Annotated in this window: 14 protein-coding genes; 4 read left to right on the forward strand and 10 right to left on the reverse strand. The window is 71.8% G+C overall.

All coding sequences use genetic code 11. The features are described 5' to 3' along the window. Window positions 1-18: 18 nt before the first annotated feature. The 10 genes from AB0912_RS05130 to AB0912_RS05175 form a co-directional block, all read right to left on the reverse strand. Window positions 19-1,389 (reverse strand): cytochrome P450, encoded by a 1,371-nt coding sequence (locus AB0912_RS05130; protein WP_366696566.1) that lies wholly within the window; start codon window positions 1,387-1,389, stop codon window positions 19-21. Further along, window positions 1,386-2,471: an epi-isozizaene synthase gene (gene cyc1 / locus AB0912_RS05135; protein WP_366696567.1), complete on the reverse strand. Its 1,086-nt coding sequence runs from the start codon at window positions 2,469-2,471 to the stop codon at window positions 1,386-1,388. Before cyc1 ends, AB0912_RS05130 begins: the two co-directional genes overlap by 4 nt. Before the next feature lie 351 nt (window positions 2,472-2,822). Next, a complete protein-coding gene (gene def, locus AB0912_RS05140) occupies window positions 2,823-3,473 on the reverse strand; it encodes a peptide deformylase (protein ID WP_366696568.1) in 651 nt (216 codons plus the stop codon). Between the two features lie 59 nt (window positions 3,474-3,532). Further along, a complete protein-coding gene (locus AB0912_RS05145) occupies window positions 3,533-4,513 on the reverse strand; it encodes a hypothetical protein (RefSeq protein ID WP_366696569.1) in 981 nt (326 codons plus the stop codon). Between the two features lie 153 nt (window positions 4,514-4,666). Then, complete coding sequence (locus AB0912_RS05150; RefSeq protein ID WP_366696813.1) at window positions 4,667-5,887, reverse strand: HD domain-containing protein; 1,221 nt, start codon at window positions 5,885-5,887, stop codon at window positions 4,667-4,669. 74 nt (window positions 5,888-5,961) lie between these two features. Then, entirely contained in the window at window positions 5,962-7,326 is a 1,365-nt protein-coding gene (locus AB0912_RS05155) for an HD-GYP domain-containing protein (protein WP_366696570.1), read from the reverse strand. Between the two features lie 189 nt (window positions 7,327-7,515). Further along, on the reverse strand, window positions 7,516-7,818 hold the full coding sequence (gene rsrA / locus AB0912_RS05160) for a mycothiol system anti-sigma-R factor (RefSeq protein WP_366696571.1): 303 nt from the start codon (window positions 7,816-7,818) through the stop codon (window positions 7,516-7,518). Beyond that, window positions 7,815-8,507, reverse strand: a complete 693-nt coding sequence (gene sigR / locus AB0912_RS05165; protein WP_366696572.1) for an RNA polymerase sigma factor SigR — start codon at window positions 8,505-8,507, stop codon at window positions 7,815-7,817. The genes rsrA and sigR overlap by 4 nt, the downstream gene beginning before the upstream one ends. Before the next feature lie 299 nt (window positions 8,508-8,806). Beyond that, window positions 8,807-9,436 carry an alpha/beta family hydrolase gene (locus AB0912_RS05170; protein ID WP_366696814.1) on the reverse strand — a complete coding sequence of 210 codons (630 nt, stop codon included), beginning with the start codon at window positions 9,434-9,436 and terminating at the stop codon, window positions 8,807-8,809. Window positions 9,437-9,473: 37 nt separating this feature from the next. Continuing rightward, window positions 9,474-10,289, reverse strand: a complete 816-nt coding sequence (locus AB0912_RS05175; RefSeq protein ID WP_366696573.1) for an SOS response-associated peptidase — start codon at window positions 10,287-10,289, stop codon at window positions 9,474-9,476. Window positions 10,290-10,339: 50 nt separating this feature from the next. Between AB0912_RS05175 and AB0912_RS05180 the strand changes: the two genes are divergently transcribed. The 4 genes from AB0912_RS05180 to AB0912_RS05195 all read left to right on the forward strand — a co-directional run bounded on the left by AB0912_RS05180 (window position 10,340) and on the right by AB0912_RS05195 (window position 14,315). Further along, on the forward strand, window positions 10,340-11,071 hold the full coding sequence (locus AB0912_RS05180; RefSeq protein WP_366696574.1) for a M50 family metallopeptidase: 732 nt from the start codon (window positions 10,340-10,342) through the stop codon (window positions 11,069-11,071). A 425-nt stretch (window positions 11,072-11,496) separates the two neighbouring features. Beyond that, window positions 11,497-12,837: a 3-phosphoshikimate 1-carboxyvinyltransferase gene (gene aroA, locus AB0912_RS05185; RefSeq protein ID WP_366696575.1), complete on the forward strand. Its 1,341-nt coding sequence runs from the start codon at window positions 11,497-11,499 to the stop codon at window positions 12,835-12,837. A 16-nt stretch (window positions 12,838-12,853) separates the two neighbouring features. Next, entirely contained in the window at window positions 12,854-13,867 is a 1,014-nt protein-coding gene (gene rsgA / locus AB0912_RS05190) for a ribosome small subunit-dependent GTPase A (protein ID WP_366696576.1), read from the forward strand. 124 nt (window positions 13,868-13,991) lie between these two features. Beyond that, on the forward strand, window positions 13,992-14,315 hold the full coding sequence (locus AB0912_RS05195) for a multidrug efflux SMR transporter (RefSeq protein WP_366696577.1): 324 nt from the start codon (window positions 13,992-13,994) through the stop codon (window positions 14,313-14,315). Window positions 14,316-14,318: the final 3 nt, after the last annotated feature.

Consider the following 14,318-nt stretch of genomic DNA (forward strand, 5'->3'; position numbering starts at 1 on the left):
GCCGGACGGCCGGGTCCGCTAGCGCGGCTCGGCCTTCAGCCGCAGGTTCTGCGGACGCAGGGTGATGCCGACGCGGGTCGCGTCGTTGGAGCCGGACACCTGGCTGAAGCGCCAGCGGGAGGCCACGGTCGCGGTGACGAGGGTGAGCTGCGCCATCGAGAAGTGGTCACTGGGGCACTTGCGGTTGCCCACGCTGAACGGGCGCATCGCGTACTTCGGGATGTCCTTGGAGCGTTCCGGAAGCCAGCGGTCGGGGTCGAAATCCAGGTGTTCCTGGTACGACCGGGGATCGCGCTGGATCGCGTACGGGCTGTAGACGATGTCGGCACCGGCCGGAATGCGATAGCCGCCCAGTTCGGTTTCGGTCACCGCGCGGCGCGTCAATATCCAGACGGCGGGACGCAAACGCATCGCCTCGATGACGACATTGTTCGTGTGCGACAGCTTCCGGACGTCGTCGAATCCGACGGGCCGGTCCCCGACGACGGATTGGACCTCGGCGGCCACCTTGTCCGCTTGTTCCGGTTGTTCGGTGAGGACTTGGAGCAGCCACATGATCGTGGACGCGATGGTTTCGCTGCCGGGCGTGAGTATCGCGACGACCTGGTCGTGGATCTCCTGTTCGTCGATGGGGTCGCCGTCGTCGTTCTTCGCTTCCAGCAATGCCGTCAGCAAATCGTCCGGCTTTTGACCGGATGCGCGGCGCTCGGCGATGATCTCGTCCACGAGAGCGTGCAGATCGGCCAATGCGCGGTCGAATTTGCGCATCGACGGAAGCGGAAGCCGATAGAGCGGCCCCGCGGGTATGACCATGCGCTGGTACATACCGCGGAACACGGTCGCGAGGGCGAGGCTGAGCCGCTCGGCGCGCTCGTCCATGAAGCGGCCGCGCAGCAGGCAGCGGGCGGCCATCCGGACGGCGACGCGGAAGGACTCGGAGGTGCAGTCGACGGTCGCCCCGCCCTCCCAGCGGTCCGCGAAGGCCCGGGACTCCTCCTCCATGATCGGCCCGTACTCGGGGATGATGTCGGCGCGGAACGCGGGCTGGATGGTGCGCCGCTGGCGCCGGTGCATCGGCCCGTTGGCCGTCGCGACGCCCTTGTTGCCCAGCAGCCCTTCCAGCGACTCCCACAGGGGGCCGCCGATCTCGTAGTCCGGGTTGAGCGCCAGCGCGCCGGTGAGCGCCGGGGTGGTGACGGCGTACACCGTCTTGGGGCCGAGCTTGAGGCGCACGACGTCGCCGTGGTCGCGCAGTTGGGTGAGGAAGGCGAGCGGGTCGCGGGCCAGTTTCCAGCCGTGCCCGAGCACGGGCACCCCGCCTCCGGCGAGGGGCGGAACGGACAGCTCCCGCACCTCGGGCACCTCGGGTCGTACGGACTCGACGGTCATTTCTCACCTGCCGCTTCATTGTTGACGTACGGGGGTGTGGAGCGGTCGTCCCAACTGTCGACCCGGTAGCGGCCCGACTCGTGGTGGAACCAGTACACGGAGCTGAACCAGTTCCGCATGTTTCCGACGCACGCCGTCACCGCGGCACTGACCGCCTTTCCCCGCGCGGTGCCGTCCGCGAGGGTTTCGGCGAGCCTTAAGACGTCCTTCTCGGCGACGAGGAATTCACTGATGCTTTCCTCGACCCGGCGCCGGACTTCGGTGACGGCTTCCTCGAGCGTCAGCCCCTGATGGTGAATGAGGCTGATGCCGAGATTGTGTACCTCGTCGCCCGCTATTTCCTTCGGCAGCGAACAGAGGTCGTTGTACCAGGCGGCGAATTCCTGGCTGAGCAGGGCCGCCCGGTGGAATGCGGGATGCAGTCGCACCGCGTCGGGGAGTTCGATTCCCGCGCTCGGTTCGAGCAGGTCGGTCCATATCCAATGCGCGAAGGTGAGCCGGCGCAGTTCGAGATACTCGTCGACGGTGGGAATGGTTCCCGACGTGCGGTTCCTGAATTCCTGGTCGTACGCCTCGATCACCGCGTGGAAGTGGAGCGCGAACCGCTCGTTCCAGTTCTGGCCGAGGAACGAGTACAGCCGGCCCACGCTGTCGGCGAACCCCGCGACCAGGGGATCCTCGTGGTGCAGATGGTCCCCGGGTGCGTCGAGGGCCGCGTGGAGCTGGAACCTGAGCCTCCGCCAGGCGTCCGCGCGGCCGTGGATGACGTCCCGGTCGTGCCGGTCGTCCCAGACGAAGAACCACGCGCTGTAGTCGGCTATCGCCTGCATGACCTCGTCGGGCGCGCCTATGTAGTAGCCCGCCATCAAGTCCGTGTAGCACAGACCGTCGGCATATTCCTCGACCTTGTCCGCGGGCATCAGCCGCTTTTCGAGGAGCCAGGTCCTGGTGTTCTCCTGGAGTTTGGGCCAATACGGGTGCAGTTGACGGGGAAACCCGGACTCGATCACCGGGAGGGAGAGCGCCGGTGGGACCGCGATCGCTGTCGGTGTCGATGAAGAGCCGTGTGAGAAAGCATGCACGAACAAACCCCTCTCAGCCGCCTGTTGACGCCACGCCCCTCCCGCTGTGCCGGGCGTGCGCCGTTGCGTATCCCCGCACTTCCCATTCAGCACTACAACTGACCGTTCTGGGAACGGATTTGCTCCATTCACTACCTCAAGGTGCCGAGAATGCCCCCTCGCGTGACTGAATCCGGATCATCGGGAGAGCACAAGGGAGCGAACGTGCGACGCACATACGAACGGTGCCTGGTCAGGAGGTTCTCCCGACCAGGCACCGTTCGGACCGGCCCACGAGCGGCCGGGGGTCCCGCCTGTCAATTTCTGTCACAGCCGTACGCGACGGCCGGGGACGCGCCGCGCCGGGCGCGGTCAGTCGTTGGCGACGATCTCGTAGCGCGGTTCGTTCTCGGCCATCTGCCGCAGGGCGTCCTTGCGTTCGCGCTTGGAGAGCCGGTCGATGTACAGGTAGCCGTACAGGTGGTCCGTCTCGTGCTGGAGGCAGCGCGCGAAGTAGCCCGTACCGCGCACCCGGATCGGGTTGCCCTTCTCGTCCTGCCCGGTGACCTCGGCGTAGTCGGGGCGGGCCAGCGGCGCGTACGCGGTCGGCACCGACAGGCAGCCCTCGTTGCTCTCGTCGAGCTGGCGCTGCTCGGCGGGCAGGTCGACGAGCCTCGGGTTGCAGACCACGCCGACGTGCCGGACGCCCTGGTCGTCCTGGCAGTCGTAGACGAAGACCTTCAGGTCGACGCCGATCTGGTTGGCGGCCAGGCCCACGCCCTCGGCGGTGCGCTGGCTGGCGAACATGTCGGCGACCAGGGCGTCCAGCTCGGCGCCGAAGTCCGTGACGTCCTCGCACTCCTTGTGCAGCACCGGGTTGCCGACCACCGTGATCGGCCGCGAGGTGCCACGCTCGCGGTAGGCCGCCTCGCGCTCCTCGGCGTCCTCGGTGTCGATGACGTAGCCGTCGTCGTCCACGGGGAGCACGCCCGCGTGCTGCTGATCGGTGTCCTGCTGGGCCATGACGACGTACGCCTTCCTCAAACCTTCGGGAAATTCTGCGGGTACAGCCTAAGGGGACCTCAGCAGACCTCTTCCAGGTCCCGCCAGTCCCGGGAGTCCGGGCTGTCCGCCACCCAGCCGTCCAGCAGCCCGCGCACCAGCGAGGCGGGCGCGGCGAGCCCGCACTCCCGCTCGGGCACCCAGAGCTGTCCGTCGGTGCGGTGCCCCAGCGGGCCCGGGTGTCCCGGCTCGCTGTGGTCGTGCGGGTCCAGGTGCTCCCCGTCGCCCTCGTCGGACGGCATCCGGGACTCCGAGCACATCCGGCACAACAGCCGCACCGACGAGGACCAGTCCTCGGCGGCGAACCCGGCGTCGGCGGCCAGCCGCTCCAGCGCGTCCCGGTCGTCCTCGGTCGCCGCCTCCAGGAGCACGACCCAGGTGGGCACCGGCGACGGCGCCCACAGCTCGATCTCGTCGAAGACCGGGTAGGAGTGCCCGGCGGCGGTGGTCCGCTCGCCGTGCGGGACGCCGTCGTGCAGCACGACCTCGCCCCAGCGGCGCCCCGAGGAGGGCAGCGGGATCGACAGCACCTCGACACGGGCCGGGTCCAGCCGGCGCCCCCACACGACCTCGGCCTCGCCCTCGGGTGACAGCCGCACGGCCGCGCTGCCGAGGTCCATGCCCACCGGCTCGTCCGGGACGGCGGCGCCGCCGGGCACCCGCAGCCCGTAGGCCTGCCAGGCGCGGCGGGCCAGCGGCCAGTCCTGGAGGGCGGTGGCGGCGATCCCGACGTTCCACCAGTCGGGTGCGCCGGCCTCCCGGTCGAGCAGCGCGACGGCCCGCAGGCCCGCCGCGCGCGCCTGTTCCCAGTCGTGCCGGAACTTGTGCAGCAGCGCCAGGTTGAACCAGGACTCGGACAGCCAGGGCTCCAGGTCCGCGGCCCGCGTCAGCAGCGCTCCCGCGTCCTCGTACCGGCCGTCGCCGATGAGCGTGAACGCGCGATCGGTGGCCTGCCGCCATGAGGCGGAGGGCCGGTGTCGTCCCTTGCCGAAGATCCTCACGATTCCCGCCTGCCAGTTCCTTGCGTTTCCCGCCTGCCGGTCCTTTGAAGAGTCCCTTGAAGACAGTGCGGGCCCGGGCAGGCCCGTACCCCCGAACACCCTCTTCCTCGCATCCAACCACGTACCGTCGGACGGCCGCTCATTACCCATGGGTTACCCAGCCCAGGGCAGGGTCAGACCGGGTCGGGACAGGACCCGGGCCAGCGACTCCACGACCTCGGGCTGATAGTCGCGGGCGGTCGCCAGCCGCAGCTTCTCCAGGGCCGTCAGCGGCCCCTGGGGCCCTGCTTCCCGGGCCAGCTCCTCGTATGCGTTCACGGCGCGGACGATGCGCGCGGTGACGGGCTGTTCCCGGTACGGGTCCGCCTGCCGCTCGACCACCACGGCGACCGCGGCGTCCACCCCGGTCTGCCGGACGACGGCGCCCCCGAGCAGCGCGATCCGCCGCTGTTCGTCCGGCGGGAGTCCGGCGGTCGCGCCGGCCGGTACCGGGTCGACCAGGCTGAGCTGTCCGATGTCGTGCATCAGCGCCGCGTACTCCAGGACGGTGAGGTCGGGTTCGGACAGGCCCAGCTCACGGCCGACGGCCCGGCTGAGGGCGGCCACCCGCCGCGCGTGCCCGGCCGGGGTGTACCCGGCGACCTCGGTCGCCCGGGCCAGCGAGGCGATCGTCTGCCGGTAGGTGAGCCGCACCGCCGCGTACCGCCGGAAGGAGAGCTGGGTGAGCAGCAGCGGCAGCGAGAAGACGGGCAGCGCCCACAGCCCGGTCACCGCGACCGCGAGCGACATGACGGCCCCGGTCGCGCACACCGCGGAACCGACCCCGAGGGTGGCCCGCAGTTCGTCGCGCAGCAGCGGCCCGAACGGCCAGCGGGTCCGCGCGTGCGCCGTCGCCGCCGCGAGCACGGCGTCCCACAGCGTGGTGAGCACGAGCAGCGCGACGAGCAGCAGCGCGACCGCGGGCCCGCCCCACTCCAGCAACCGGCCCTGGTTGTGCAGGGGTTGGAAGCAGACGGCGGCGAAGGCGACGGTCAGCACGCGCCGGGCGAGGTGGTCGAGGGCGGGCCCGCCGCCCCGGGCGACGTGCGGGACGCAGCCGACCAGGGCCGCCGCGACGACCACGGCGACGACCTGGAGGACGCCGTGTCCGGTGCGGTGCCCGGCGTTCTCGCCGAGCAGCGCGTACGCGAGGGCTCCGGCGGCACCGAGCGGCGCGGACTCCCGGTCCTCGGTTCCCCTCCAGCGGGCCAGCTCGCCGACGGCGATGAGCACCCCGAAGGCCAGCGCGGTACCCCGGTCGTCGAGTCCGTCCCATAGGGTGACGCCGAGGGCCAGGGCGGCGAGCAGCAGCGCGAGGGCGCGTACGGCCGTGATCGTGGCGGGCGGTCCGACGCGGGAGGCGACGCGCACGGGGCGGACGGGCAGGTGGTGGCGGGGCGCGGTGGTGCTCACGGTGTCCTCCCGCCGAGGGCGTCGGAGGCCCGCGGCGCGGGTGTGCCGGGTGCGGGGGCGGCGGGCGGGGCGATGTCGGCGGTGACGGCGGGGTGCCAGCCGTGCCGGCCGAGCGCCCGGACGAGTGCCGCGACCATCCCGGGGTCGAACTGCGCCCCCGCGCAGCGCTCCAGTTCCTCCAGGGCGGCCGGCACCGGGCGGGCCCTGCGGTAGGAGCGGGTGGAGGTCATCGCGTCGAAGGCGTCGGCGACGGCCACCACGCGGGCGAACTCGGGGATCTGCGCGCCCGTCAGCCCGTAGGGGTAGCCGCTGCCGTCCAGCCGTTCGTGGTGGTGCAGGATCGCCGAGCGGGCCTCGCCGAGGAAGGCGATGCCGCGGACCATCTCGTGCCCGTACTCGGGGTGCAGTTCGATGATCCGGCGTTCCTCCGGGGTCAGCGGGCCGTCCTTGCGCAGCAGCCGGGTGGGGACGCCGAGCTTGCCGACGTCGTGCAGGATGCCGGCGAACCGGAGCCCCTCGACGCGGTCGTCGTCCATGCCGAGTTCGCGGGCGATCATCATGGACGCCTGGCCGACCCGCTCGCTGTGCCCTCGGGTGTAGCCGTCCTTGATGTCGACGGCCTGGACGAGGGCGCGGATGGTGGCCTGGTGGGCGGCGCGCTCCCGGTGGTACTGGGCGAACACCCAGCAGGACACGTACATGGGGAGCAGTACGAGCAGGGCGGCGACGGGGCCGTAGGGGCTGCGCCAGAGCACCGCCATCATCAGTCCGGCGAGGCCGTGCACGGCGACGGGGGCGAGGGAGCGGGCGAACAGGCCGCGCCAGGCGCCGCGCAGCGGGGCCCGTTCGGCGAGCGCGAGGATGCCGCCGTCGAGGACGGCGAGCACGGCGCAGAAGGTGAGGACGGCGGCGCCGGCCGGCACCAGCGCGTAGGGGAAGCGGGGGGTGGCCACCGCGTCCGGGCCGCCGAGCGCGCCGTGGACCCGGGAGGCGGCCCAGACGGCGACGGCGAGCTGGGCGGGGCGCCAGAGGCGGCGGGCCGCGCGGGGGCGCTGGTCGACCCGGGCGAGCAGGGCGCCGGGCAGCGCGACGAGGGCGGCGGCGGCCGGGGGCAGCAGGAAGGCGCCGGCCAGCAGGACGGGCAGGAAGGTGCCCATGCCCTGGGGGCTCTCGGCGCCGGGGGAGCCGGCGGCGCGTGGTCCGCGCGGCGGCGGGACGTGGTCGCAGCCGGCGTAGAGCGCGGCCAGCAGGGCGACGATCCACCAGGGGACGTCGAGGGCCGGCGCGGGGGCGAGGCAGGCGAGGGCCGCGAGAACGACCAGGGCCATGTACACCCGGGCCCCCGCCGGAACCGAACCCATCCGCTCGCCCCTCCCCGTCCCTCCCCCGGTCTCAGGTTCCGGAGCCTAGGGCGGGGAACGCGGCGCGTGGACCGGGAATGCGCGAATCCGCGGGCCGGGGGCTCGCGGATTAGCACGTTCGGGTGACGGGCGGACGGTCTTTCGGTGTCCGCGTCCGTCCCGCGTCTCGCGCGGGGGTGCGCGCCGGGGTCAGGACTCCCGGGCCGACGCGGTCACGTCGTGGTCGGGGACGGCCTGCCCGGAGCGGATGAGGTCGATGCGTCCCATGACCTTGGCCCGCAGATCGGTGGGCACGTCGTCATGGCCGCAGCACCGCTTCACGAGCTTCTTGACGGCTTGTTCGAGGCCGTACTTCTCCAGGCACGGGGAGCACTCCTCGAAGTGGACCTCGAACTTGGTGCAGTCCGCGTCCGGCATCTCATGATCGAGGAACTCGTAGAGATGATCGAGTACCTCACTGCAATCCGTCTCGTGCGGCTCTCCGCAGCTCATGAGCCCGAGCCTTTCGCGTCGTTCGACTCTCCGGCGCCGGCGGGGACGAGCCCGCGGTCCCGGGCGTAGTCCTCCAGCATGCCGCGCAGTTGGCGGCGGCCCCGGTGCAGCCGGGACATCACCGTTCCGATGGGTGTCCCCATGATGTCCGCGATCTCCTTGTACGCAAAGCCCTCTACGTCCGCGAGATACACGGCGATGCGGAATTCCTCGGGAATCGCCTGCAGCGCTTCCTTGACGTCCGAGTCGGGCAGGTGGTCGAGCGCCTGCGACTCGGCGGAGCGCAGCCCGGTCGACATGTGCGACTCGGCCCGCGCGAGCTGCCAGTCCTCGATCTCCTCGGCCGCGCTGCGCTGGGGTTCGCGCTGCTTCTTGCGGTACGAGTTGATGAAGGTGTTGGTCAGAATGCGGTACAGCCACGCCTTGAGGTTGGTGCCCTCGCGGAACTGGTGGAAGGACGCGTACGCCTTCGCGTACGTCTCCTGCACCAGGTCCTCGGCGTCGGCCGGGTTGCGCGTCATGCGCAGGGCGGCCGAGTACATCTGGTCGAGGAATTCGAGCGCGTCCCGCTCGAAGCGCGCGGTGCGCTCGGCGGACGATTCCGCCGTGGCGTCGCTCGTGCCCCGGCCCTCGGGCTGCTCCGCCTGGCCGTTATCGGTCCCTGCGTCGGTCCCAGTGACCGGACCCACCTCCTCCAGCGATGTAGCGAGACCGAGACCGGTCCCACTGGAATCGGAGAATAGACGACCTTCGGTCGGGGCGGCTTGCCCAGCGGCCGGGGAGGGGCGTACTTCCTGGCCGCCCGGTGTCCGAACCGGAGTGTTCTTACCCGCGTGCAGCACCGTCCAGTCCAGGTCAGCGCGGCTGCTGCGGCTCGGGCAGAAGGTCGAACCCATGCGGCGGACTTCCTCTCGTACGAACGGTCCAGCACGCGCTCCGTGCTGTCTGATCCGCACAACAGTGGTCTGTCACGCAACATTCCCGGGCGTCACGCGAGTGACGCGGACCACCGGACGACCGCGGCCGTGACGATCTCCATCGCCTGGTCCTGCCCGAGCGGCGCCTTCTTCGGTACGGCGAGACCGTGGTCGGCGTAGGGAACCTCGACCAGTTCGTACGAGCCGGCCGGGAACTCCTCCGGTCTGCCGAACGGGTCGTTGCCGCCCTGTACGACGAGCGTGGGCACCCCGGCGCCGAGCAGTTCGGCGGCCCGGGACTTCTCGGGCCGGCCGGGCGGGTGCAGCGGGAAGCCGAGCGCGAGGACGGCGGCGGCTCCGAGTTCGGTGGCGGTGCGGCAGGCGACGCGGGCGCCCGCGCTGCGGCCACCGGAGATCACCGGCAGTCCGGGCCCGGCCAGCGCCGGCCACACTCCGCGCCAGCCGGTGTCCAGGGTCTTCGGCGCGGGGGCCACCTTCTTGCCGGCGACCCGCCAGGGCTGCTCCACCAGGGCGACGCTCACGCCGTGTCCGGGGAGCACGTCGGCGAGTGCCCTCAGGTCGCGGGCCTCGATGCCGCCGCCCGCGCCGTGGCTCACGGCGAGCAGGAGCCGTGGCTCGCGCGCCCGGTGCCAGGTGACGCGGGCGGTGCCGGCGTCGGTCTCGATCGTCTCGCTGCTGATCTCGGTCACGTCAGACTCGCTGCTGGTCTCGGTCACGTCAGAAGAGTGTGCCCTCCTCGGGGCCGTCCAGCTCCTTCAGCAGCTCCGGTCCGTTGTTGCGGACGTTGCTGACGGCCGTGGAGACGGGGAACGCGCGCATCAGTCCGGCGGGCGGCGGCGCGAGCAGGCCGCGCAGGGCGTCCGGGTCGGTGGCGGCCGGGTCGAGCCAGTGGTCCCAGCGGTCGGGGGTGAGCATGAGCGGCATCCGGGGGTGGATGTCGGCGAGCGCCCGCGGGCCCTCGTCGGGCGCCACCGCGAGCGGGGTGGTCTCCGCCTCGGTCGTGATCACCGAGCAGGTGACCCACCAGGCCCGCGGATGCTCGTCCGGCAGCGTCCGGTCCCGCCAGAACTCGTACAGTCCGGCCATCGCGAAGACGGAGCCGTCCGCCGGGGTCACGAAGTACGGCTGCTTGCGGGGCCGCTTCTTCTTGCCCTCGACCTCGAGTTCGCGCTCGGCGGTGCCGGTGACCCACTCGTAGTAGCCATCGGCCGGGATGATGCAGCGCCGCGCGGTGAAGGCCCGGCGGTACGAGGGCTTCTCGTGCACCGTCTCGGCGCGCGCGTTGATCATCCGGGCGCCGCCCTCGGGCGTCTTGGCCCAGGACGGGACGAGCCCCCACTTGAGCTTGCGGAGCTGGCGAACCGGCCTCGGGCTGCCGGCGTCCTTAACGGGACGGTCGAGAACGACGTAGACCTCCTTCGTCGGGGCCACGTTGTAGTCGGGCTCCAGAGTCTCCTCCGGTTCCCACTTCTCGACCTCGAAGATTCCCGCCAGATCCTCGGGTCGCCGACTCGCCGCATACCGTCCGCACATACGTGCCAGACTGCCAGACTCCGTGTCACGAGAGGGAGCCCCCGCCGACCATGCACAGCACAGCATCCACCTCGCTGGCCTCCCTCGGCTCCCTGTGGGACGAGGTCTTCGGGAGCCAGCCCGACCCCGATCTGTGGGTGGTGATCGCCACCCTGGTCGCGGCCCTCGCGGCGGTCGTCCCGCACGGGGTGTGGCGCCTCGCCCGCAACGCCATCACCATCGCGCACGAGGGCGGCCACGGGCTGGTCGCGCTGCTCACCGGCCGCAGCCTCAGCGGCATCCGGCTGCACTCCGACACCAGCGGGCTGACCGTGAGCCGCGGCAAGCCGACCGGCCTCGGCATGATCCTGACCGCCGCGGCGGGCTACACCGCTCCCCCGCTGCTGGGCCTCGGCGGCGCGGCCCTCCTCGGCGCCGGTCACATCACGCTGCTGCTGTGGCTGGCCACGGCCCTGCTGATAGCCATGCTGGTGATGATCCGGAACGCGTACGGCGCGGTCACCGTGATCCTCACCGGCGGGACGTTCGTGGTGGTGTCCTGGCTCACCGGCCCCCAGGTTCAGGCGGCGTTCGCCTACGCGGTGGTGTGGTTCCTGCTCCTCGGCGGCGTCCGGCCGGCCTTCGAACTCCAGGCGAAGCGGATGCGCGGCAACGCGGGCGACTCGGACGCGGACCAACTCGCCCGGCTGACGCACGTACCGGCGGGGCTGTGGCTGTTCCTGTTCCACGCGGTGTCACTGTGCTCGCTGATGGGCGGGGCGCGGTGGCTGTTGGGGGTGTGAGGTGGGGCGGGGGTCGCCGGGGGTGAGCCCGCTGGGGCGGGGCGTCGCCGGTCGGGCGGGGGCGTCGCCGGTCGCGCGGCGGGTCGCCGGTAATGGGGTGGGCCGCCGGGTAACGGCGTGGGTCGCCGGTAACGGGGTGGGCCGCCGGTAACGGGGTGGGTCGCCGGTAACGGGGTCGGCCACCGGGTAACGGCGTGAGCCACGTATCCGGCCGCCGGTCCGGGAGGTGTCCGGTCACCTTGCTCACCCGGCTAACCCGGCACATCCGGCACATCCGGCTCACCTGAACAGGTGTCGGCGGTCCCGGACTGCCGCGGCGGGCGCTCGCCGCGCTTGGGCACCCGGCGGTCCCCGCCTCCCCCACCGGCGTCTCCGGCCGTGACGGACCAACGGCGGCGCGGCCTCCAGCCGATAAAGTGGAGCGCATGACCGCGAACCCCGCCCACACCGCCCTCTGGCCCGCCCCGTACGCAAGCGGAGCCGTCGACGCGACGGTTCACGTGCCGGGGTCCAAGTCGGTAACCAACCGCGCTCTCGTGCTGGCCGCGCTGGCCTCCGAACCGGGCTGGCTGCGCCGCCCGCTGCGTTCCCGCGACACCCTGCTGATGGCGGGCGCGCTGCGCGCGATGGGCGTGGGCATCGAGGAGACGGTCGCCTCCAGCTCGACGGTCGCGGCGGGCCCGGACTCCTCCGGCGAGGCCTGGCGGATCATCCCCTCGGGCCTGCGCGGCCCGGCCACCATCGACGTCGGCAACGCCGGCACGGTGATGCGCTTCCTGCCCCCGGTCGCCGCGCTCGCGGACGGCCCCATCCGCTTCGACGGCGACCCGCGGTCCTACGAGCGTCCGCTGCACGGGGTGATCGACGCGCTGCGGCTGCTCGGCGCCCGGATCGACGACGACGGCCGGGGCGCCCTGCCGCTGACCGTGCACGGCCAGGGTTCACTGGACGGCGGCCCGGTGGAGATCGACGCGTCCTCGTCCTCCCAGTTCGTGTCCGCCCTGCTGCTCTCGGCGCCGCGCTTCAACCAGGGCGTCGAGGTCCGGCACACCGGCTCGACGCTCCCGTCCATGCCGCACATCCGGATGACCGTGGACATGCTGCGCGCGGTCGGCGCCCAGGTGGACACCCCGGAGTCGGGCGGCGAGCCGAACGTGTGGCGGGTGACACCGGGGGCGCTGCTCGGCCGCGACCTGATCGTGGAGCCCGACCTGTCGAACGCGCAGCCGTTCCTCGCGGCGGCCCTGGTCACCGGCGGCACGGTCGTCGTGCCCGACTGGCCGGCGCACACCACCCAGCCGGGTGACCAGCTGCGGGAGATCTTCACCGAGATGGGCGGTTCCTGCGAACTGACCGAAAGCGGGCTGGAGTTCACCGGTTCGGGTGCGATCCACGGGATCGACGTCGACCTCGGCGAGGTCGGCGAGCTGACCCCGGGCATCGCGGCGGTCGCGGCCCTCGCCGACTCCCCGTCCACCCTGCGGGGCGTGGCGCATCTGCGGCTGCACGAGACGGACCGGCTGGCCGCGCTCACCAAGGAGATCAACGAACTGGGCGGTGACGTCACCGAGACCGCCGACGGCCTGCACATCCGCCCGCGCCGGCTGCACGGCGGCGTCTTCCACACCTACGACGACCACCGCATGGCCACGGCCGGCGCGATCCTCGGACTGGCGGTGGAGGGCGTCCAGATCGAGAACGTGGCGACGACCGCGAAGACCCTGCCGGACTTCCCCGAGCTGTGGACCGGAATGCTCGGGAACTGACGGGCGGACCTGGATCATGCGGCGTTACAGCAAGAACACCGACGAGGACGACATCCGCCAGCGGCCGAACCGCAAGGGCAACCGGCCGCGTACGAACATCCGGCCCAAGCACGAGGAAGCCGTCGAGGGCATGGTCCTCACGGTCGACCGGGGCCGGCTCACCTGCCTGGTCGAGGACCGGGTCGTGATGGCGATGAAGGCCCGCGAGCTGGGCCGCAAGGCCGCCGTCGTCGGGGACCGGGTGGCCATCGTCGGAGACCTGTCCGGCGAGAAGGACACCCTCGCCCGTATCGTCCGCATCGAGCCGCGCACCTCCGTGCTGCGCCGCACCGCCGACGACGACGACCCGTACGAGCGGGTGGTCGTCGCCAACGCCGACCAGCTCGCCATCGTCACCGCCCTCGCCGACCCCGAGCCGCGACCCCGGCTGATCGACCGCTGCCTGGTCGCCGCCTTCGACGGCGGTCTCACCCCGCTGCTCGTCCTGACGAAGTCGGACCTCGCGCCACCGGACAAGTTCCTGGAGCTGTACGGCGCGCTGGACATCCCGTACGTGGTGACCAGCCGCGAGGAGCTGGAGAGCGAGGCCGCCGCCGACCTCGTACGGGAACAACTGGTCGGCAGGATCACGGCGTTCGTCGGTCACTCGGGTGTCGGCAAGACGACCCTGGTGAACGCGCTGGTGCCGCCCGAGCAGCGCCGGACCACCGGCCATGTCAACGCCGTCACGGGCCGCGGCCGGCACACCACCACGTCGGCGCTCGCGCTGCCGCTGGCGGGCAAGGCGGGCGGCTGGCTGGTCGACACCCCGGGCGTCCGGTCCTTCGGCCTGAACCACGTCGACCCGTCCCGGGTCATCCACGCCTTCCCCGACCTGGAGCCGGGCACCGAGGGCTGTCCCCGCGCGTGCAGCCACGACGAGCCGGACTGCGCGCTGGACCAGTGGGTGGCGGACGGGCACGCGGACCCGCAGCGGCTGTACTCGCTGCGCCGGCTGCTCGCCACGCGGGAGCGCCACGAGGGCGACTGAGGACGGCCGGGTTTGCGCGGGCCCACCGTCGGTAAGGGCTTCTCCCGGCCGGTGAATGCATAATCGCACCGGGCCCGGAGCGGCCAGCCGAAGCAGTCGACGTGCGGACAAGGGAGGTCACGACATGGCGTGGCTGCTGGTCGTTGTGGCGGGACTGCTCGAAACCGGCTTCGCCGTCTGTCTGAAACTCTCGCACGGCTTCACCAGACTCTGGCCCACCGTGGCCTTCTGCGTCTTCGCCCTCGGCAGCTTCGGTCTGCTGACGCTGTCCCTGAAGAAGCTCGACGTGGGACCGGCGTACGCGGTGTGGACGGGGATCGGCGCGGCGGGCACCGCGATCTACGGCATGATCTTCCTCGACGACCTGGTCTCGGTCCTCAAGATCGTCTCCATCAGCTTCGTCATCATCGGCGTCATCGGCCTCCAACTCTCGGGCTCGGCGCACTGAGTT

Source organism: Streptomyces sp. NPDC007084 (assembly GCF_040703595.1).
In the GTDB taxonomy this organism is placed as follows: Bacteria; Actinomycetota; Actinomycetes; order Streptomycetales; family Streptomycetaceae; genus Streptomyces.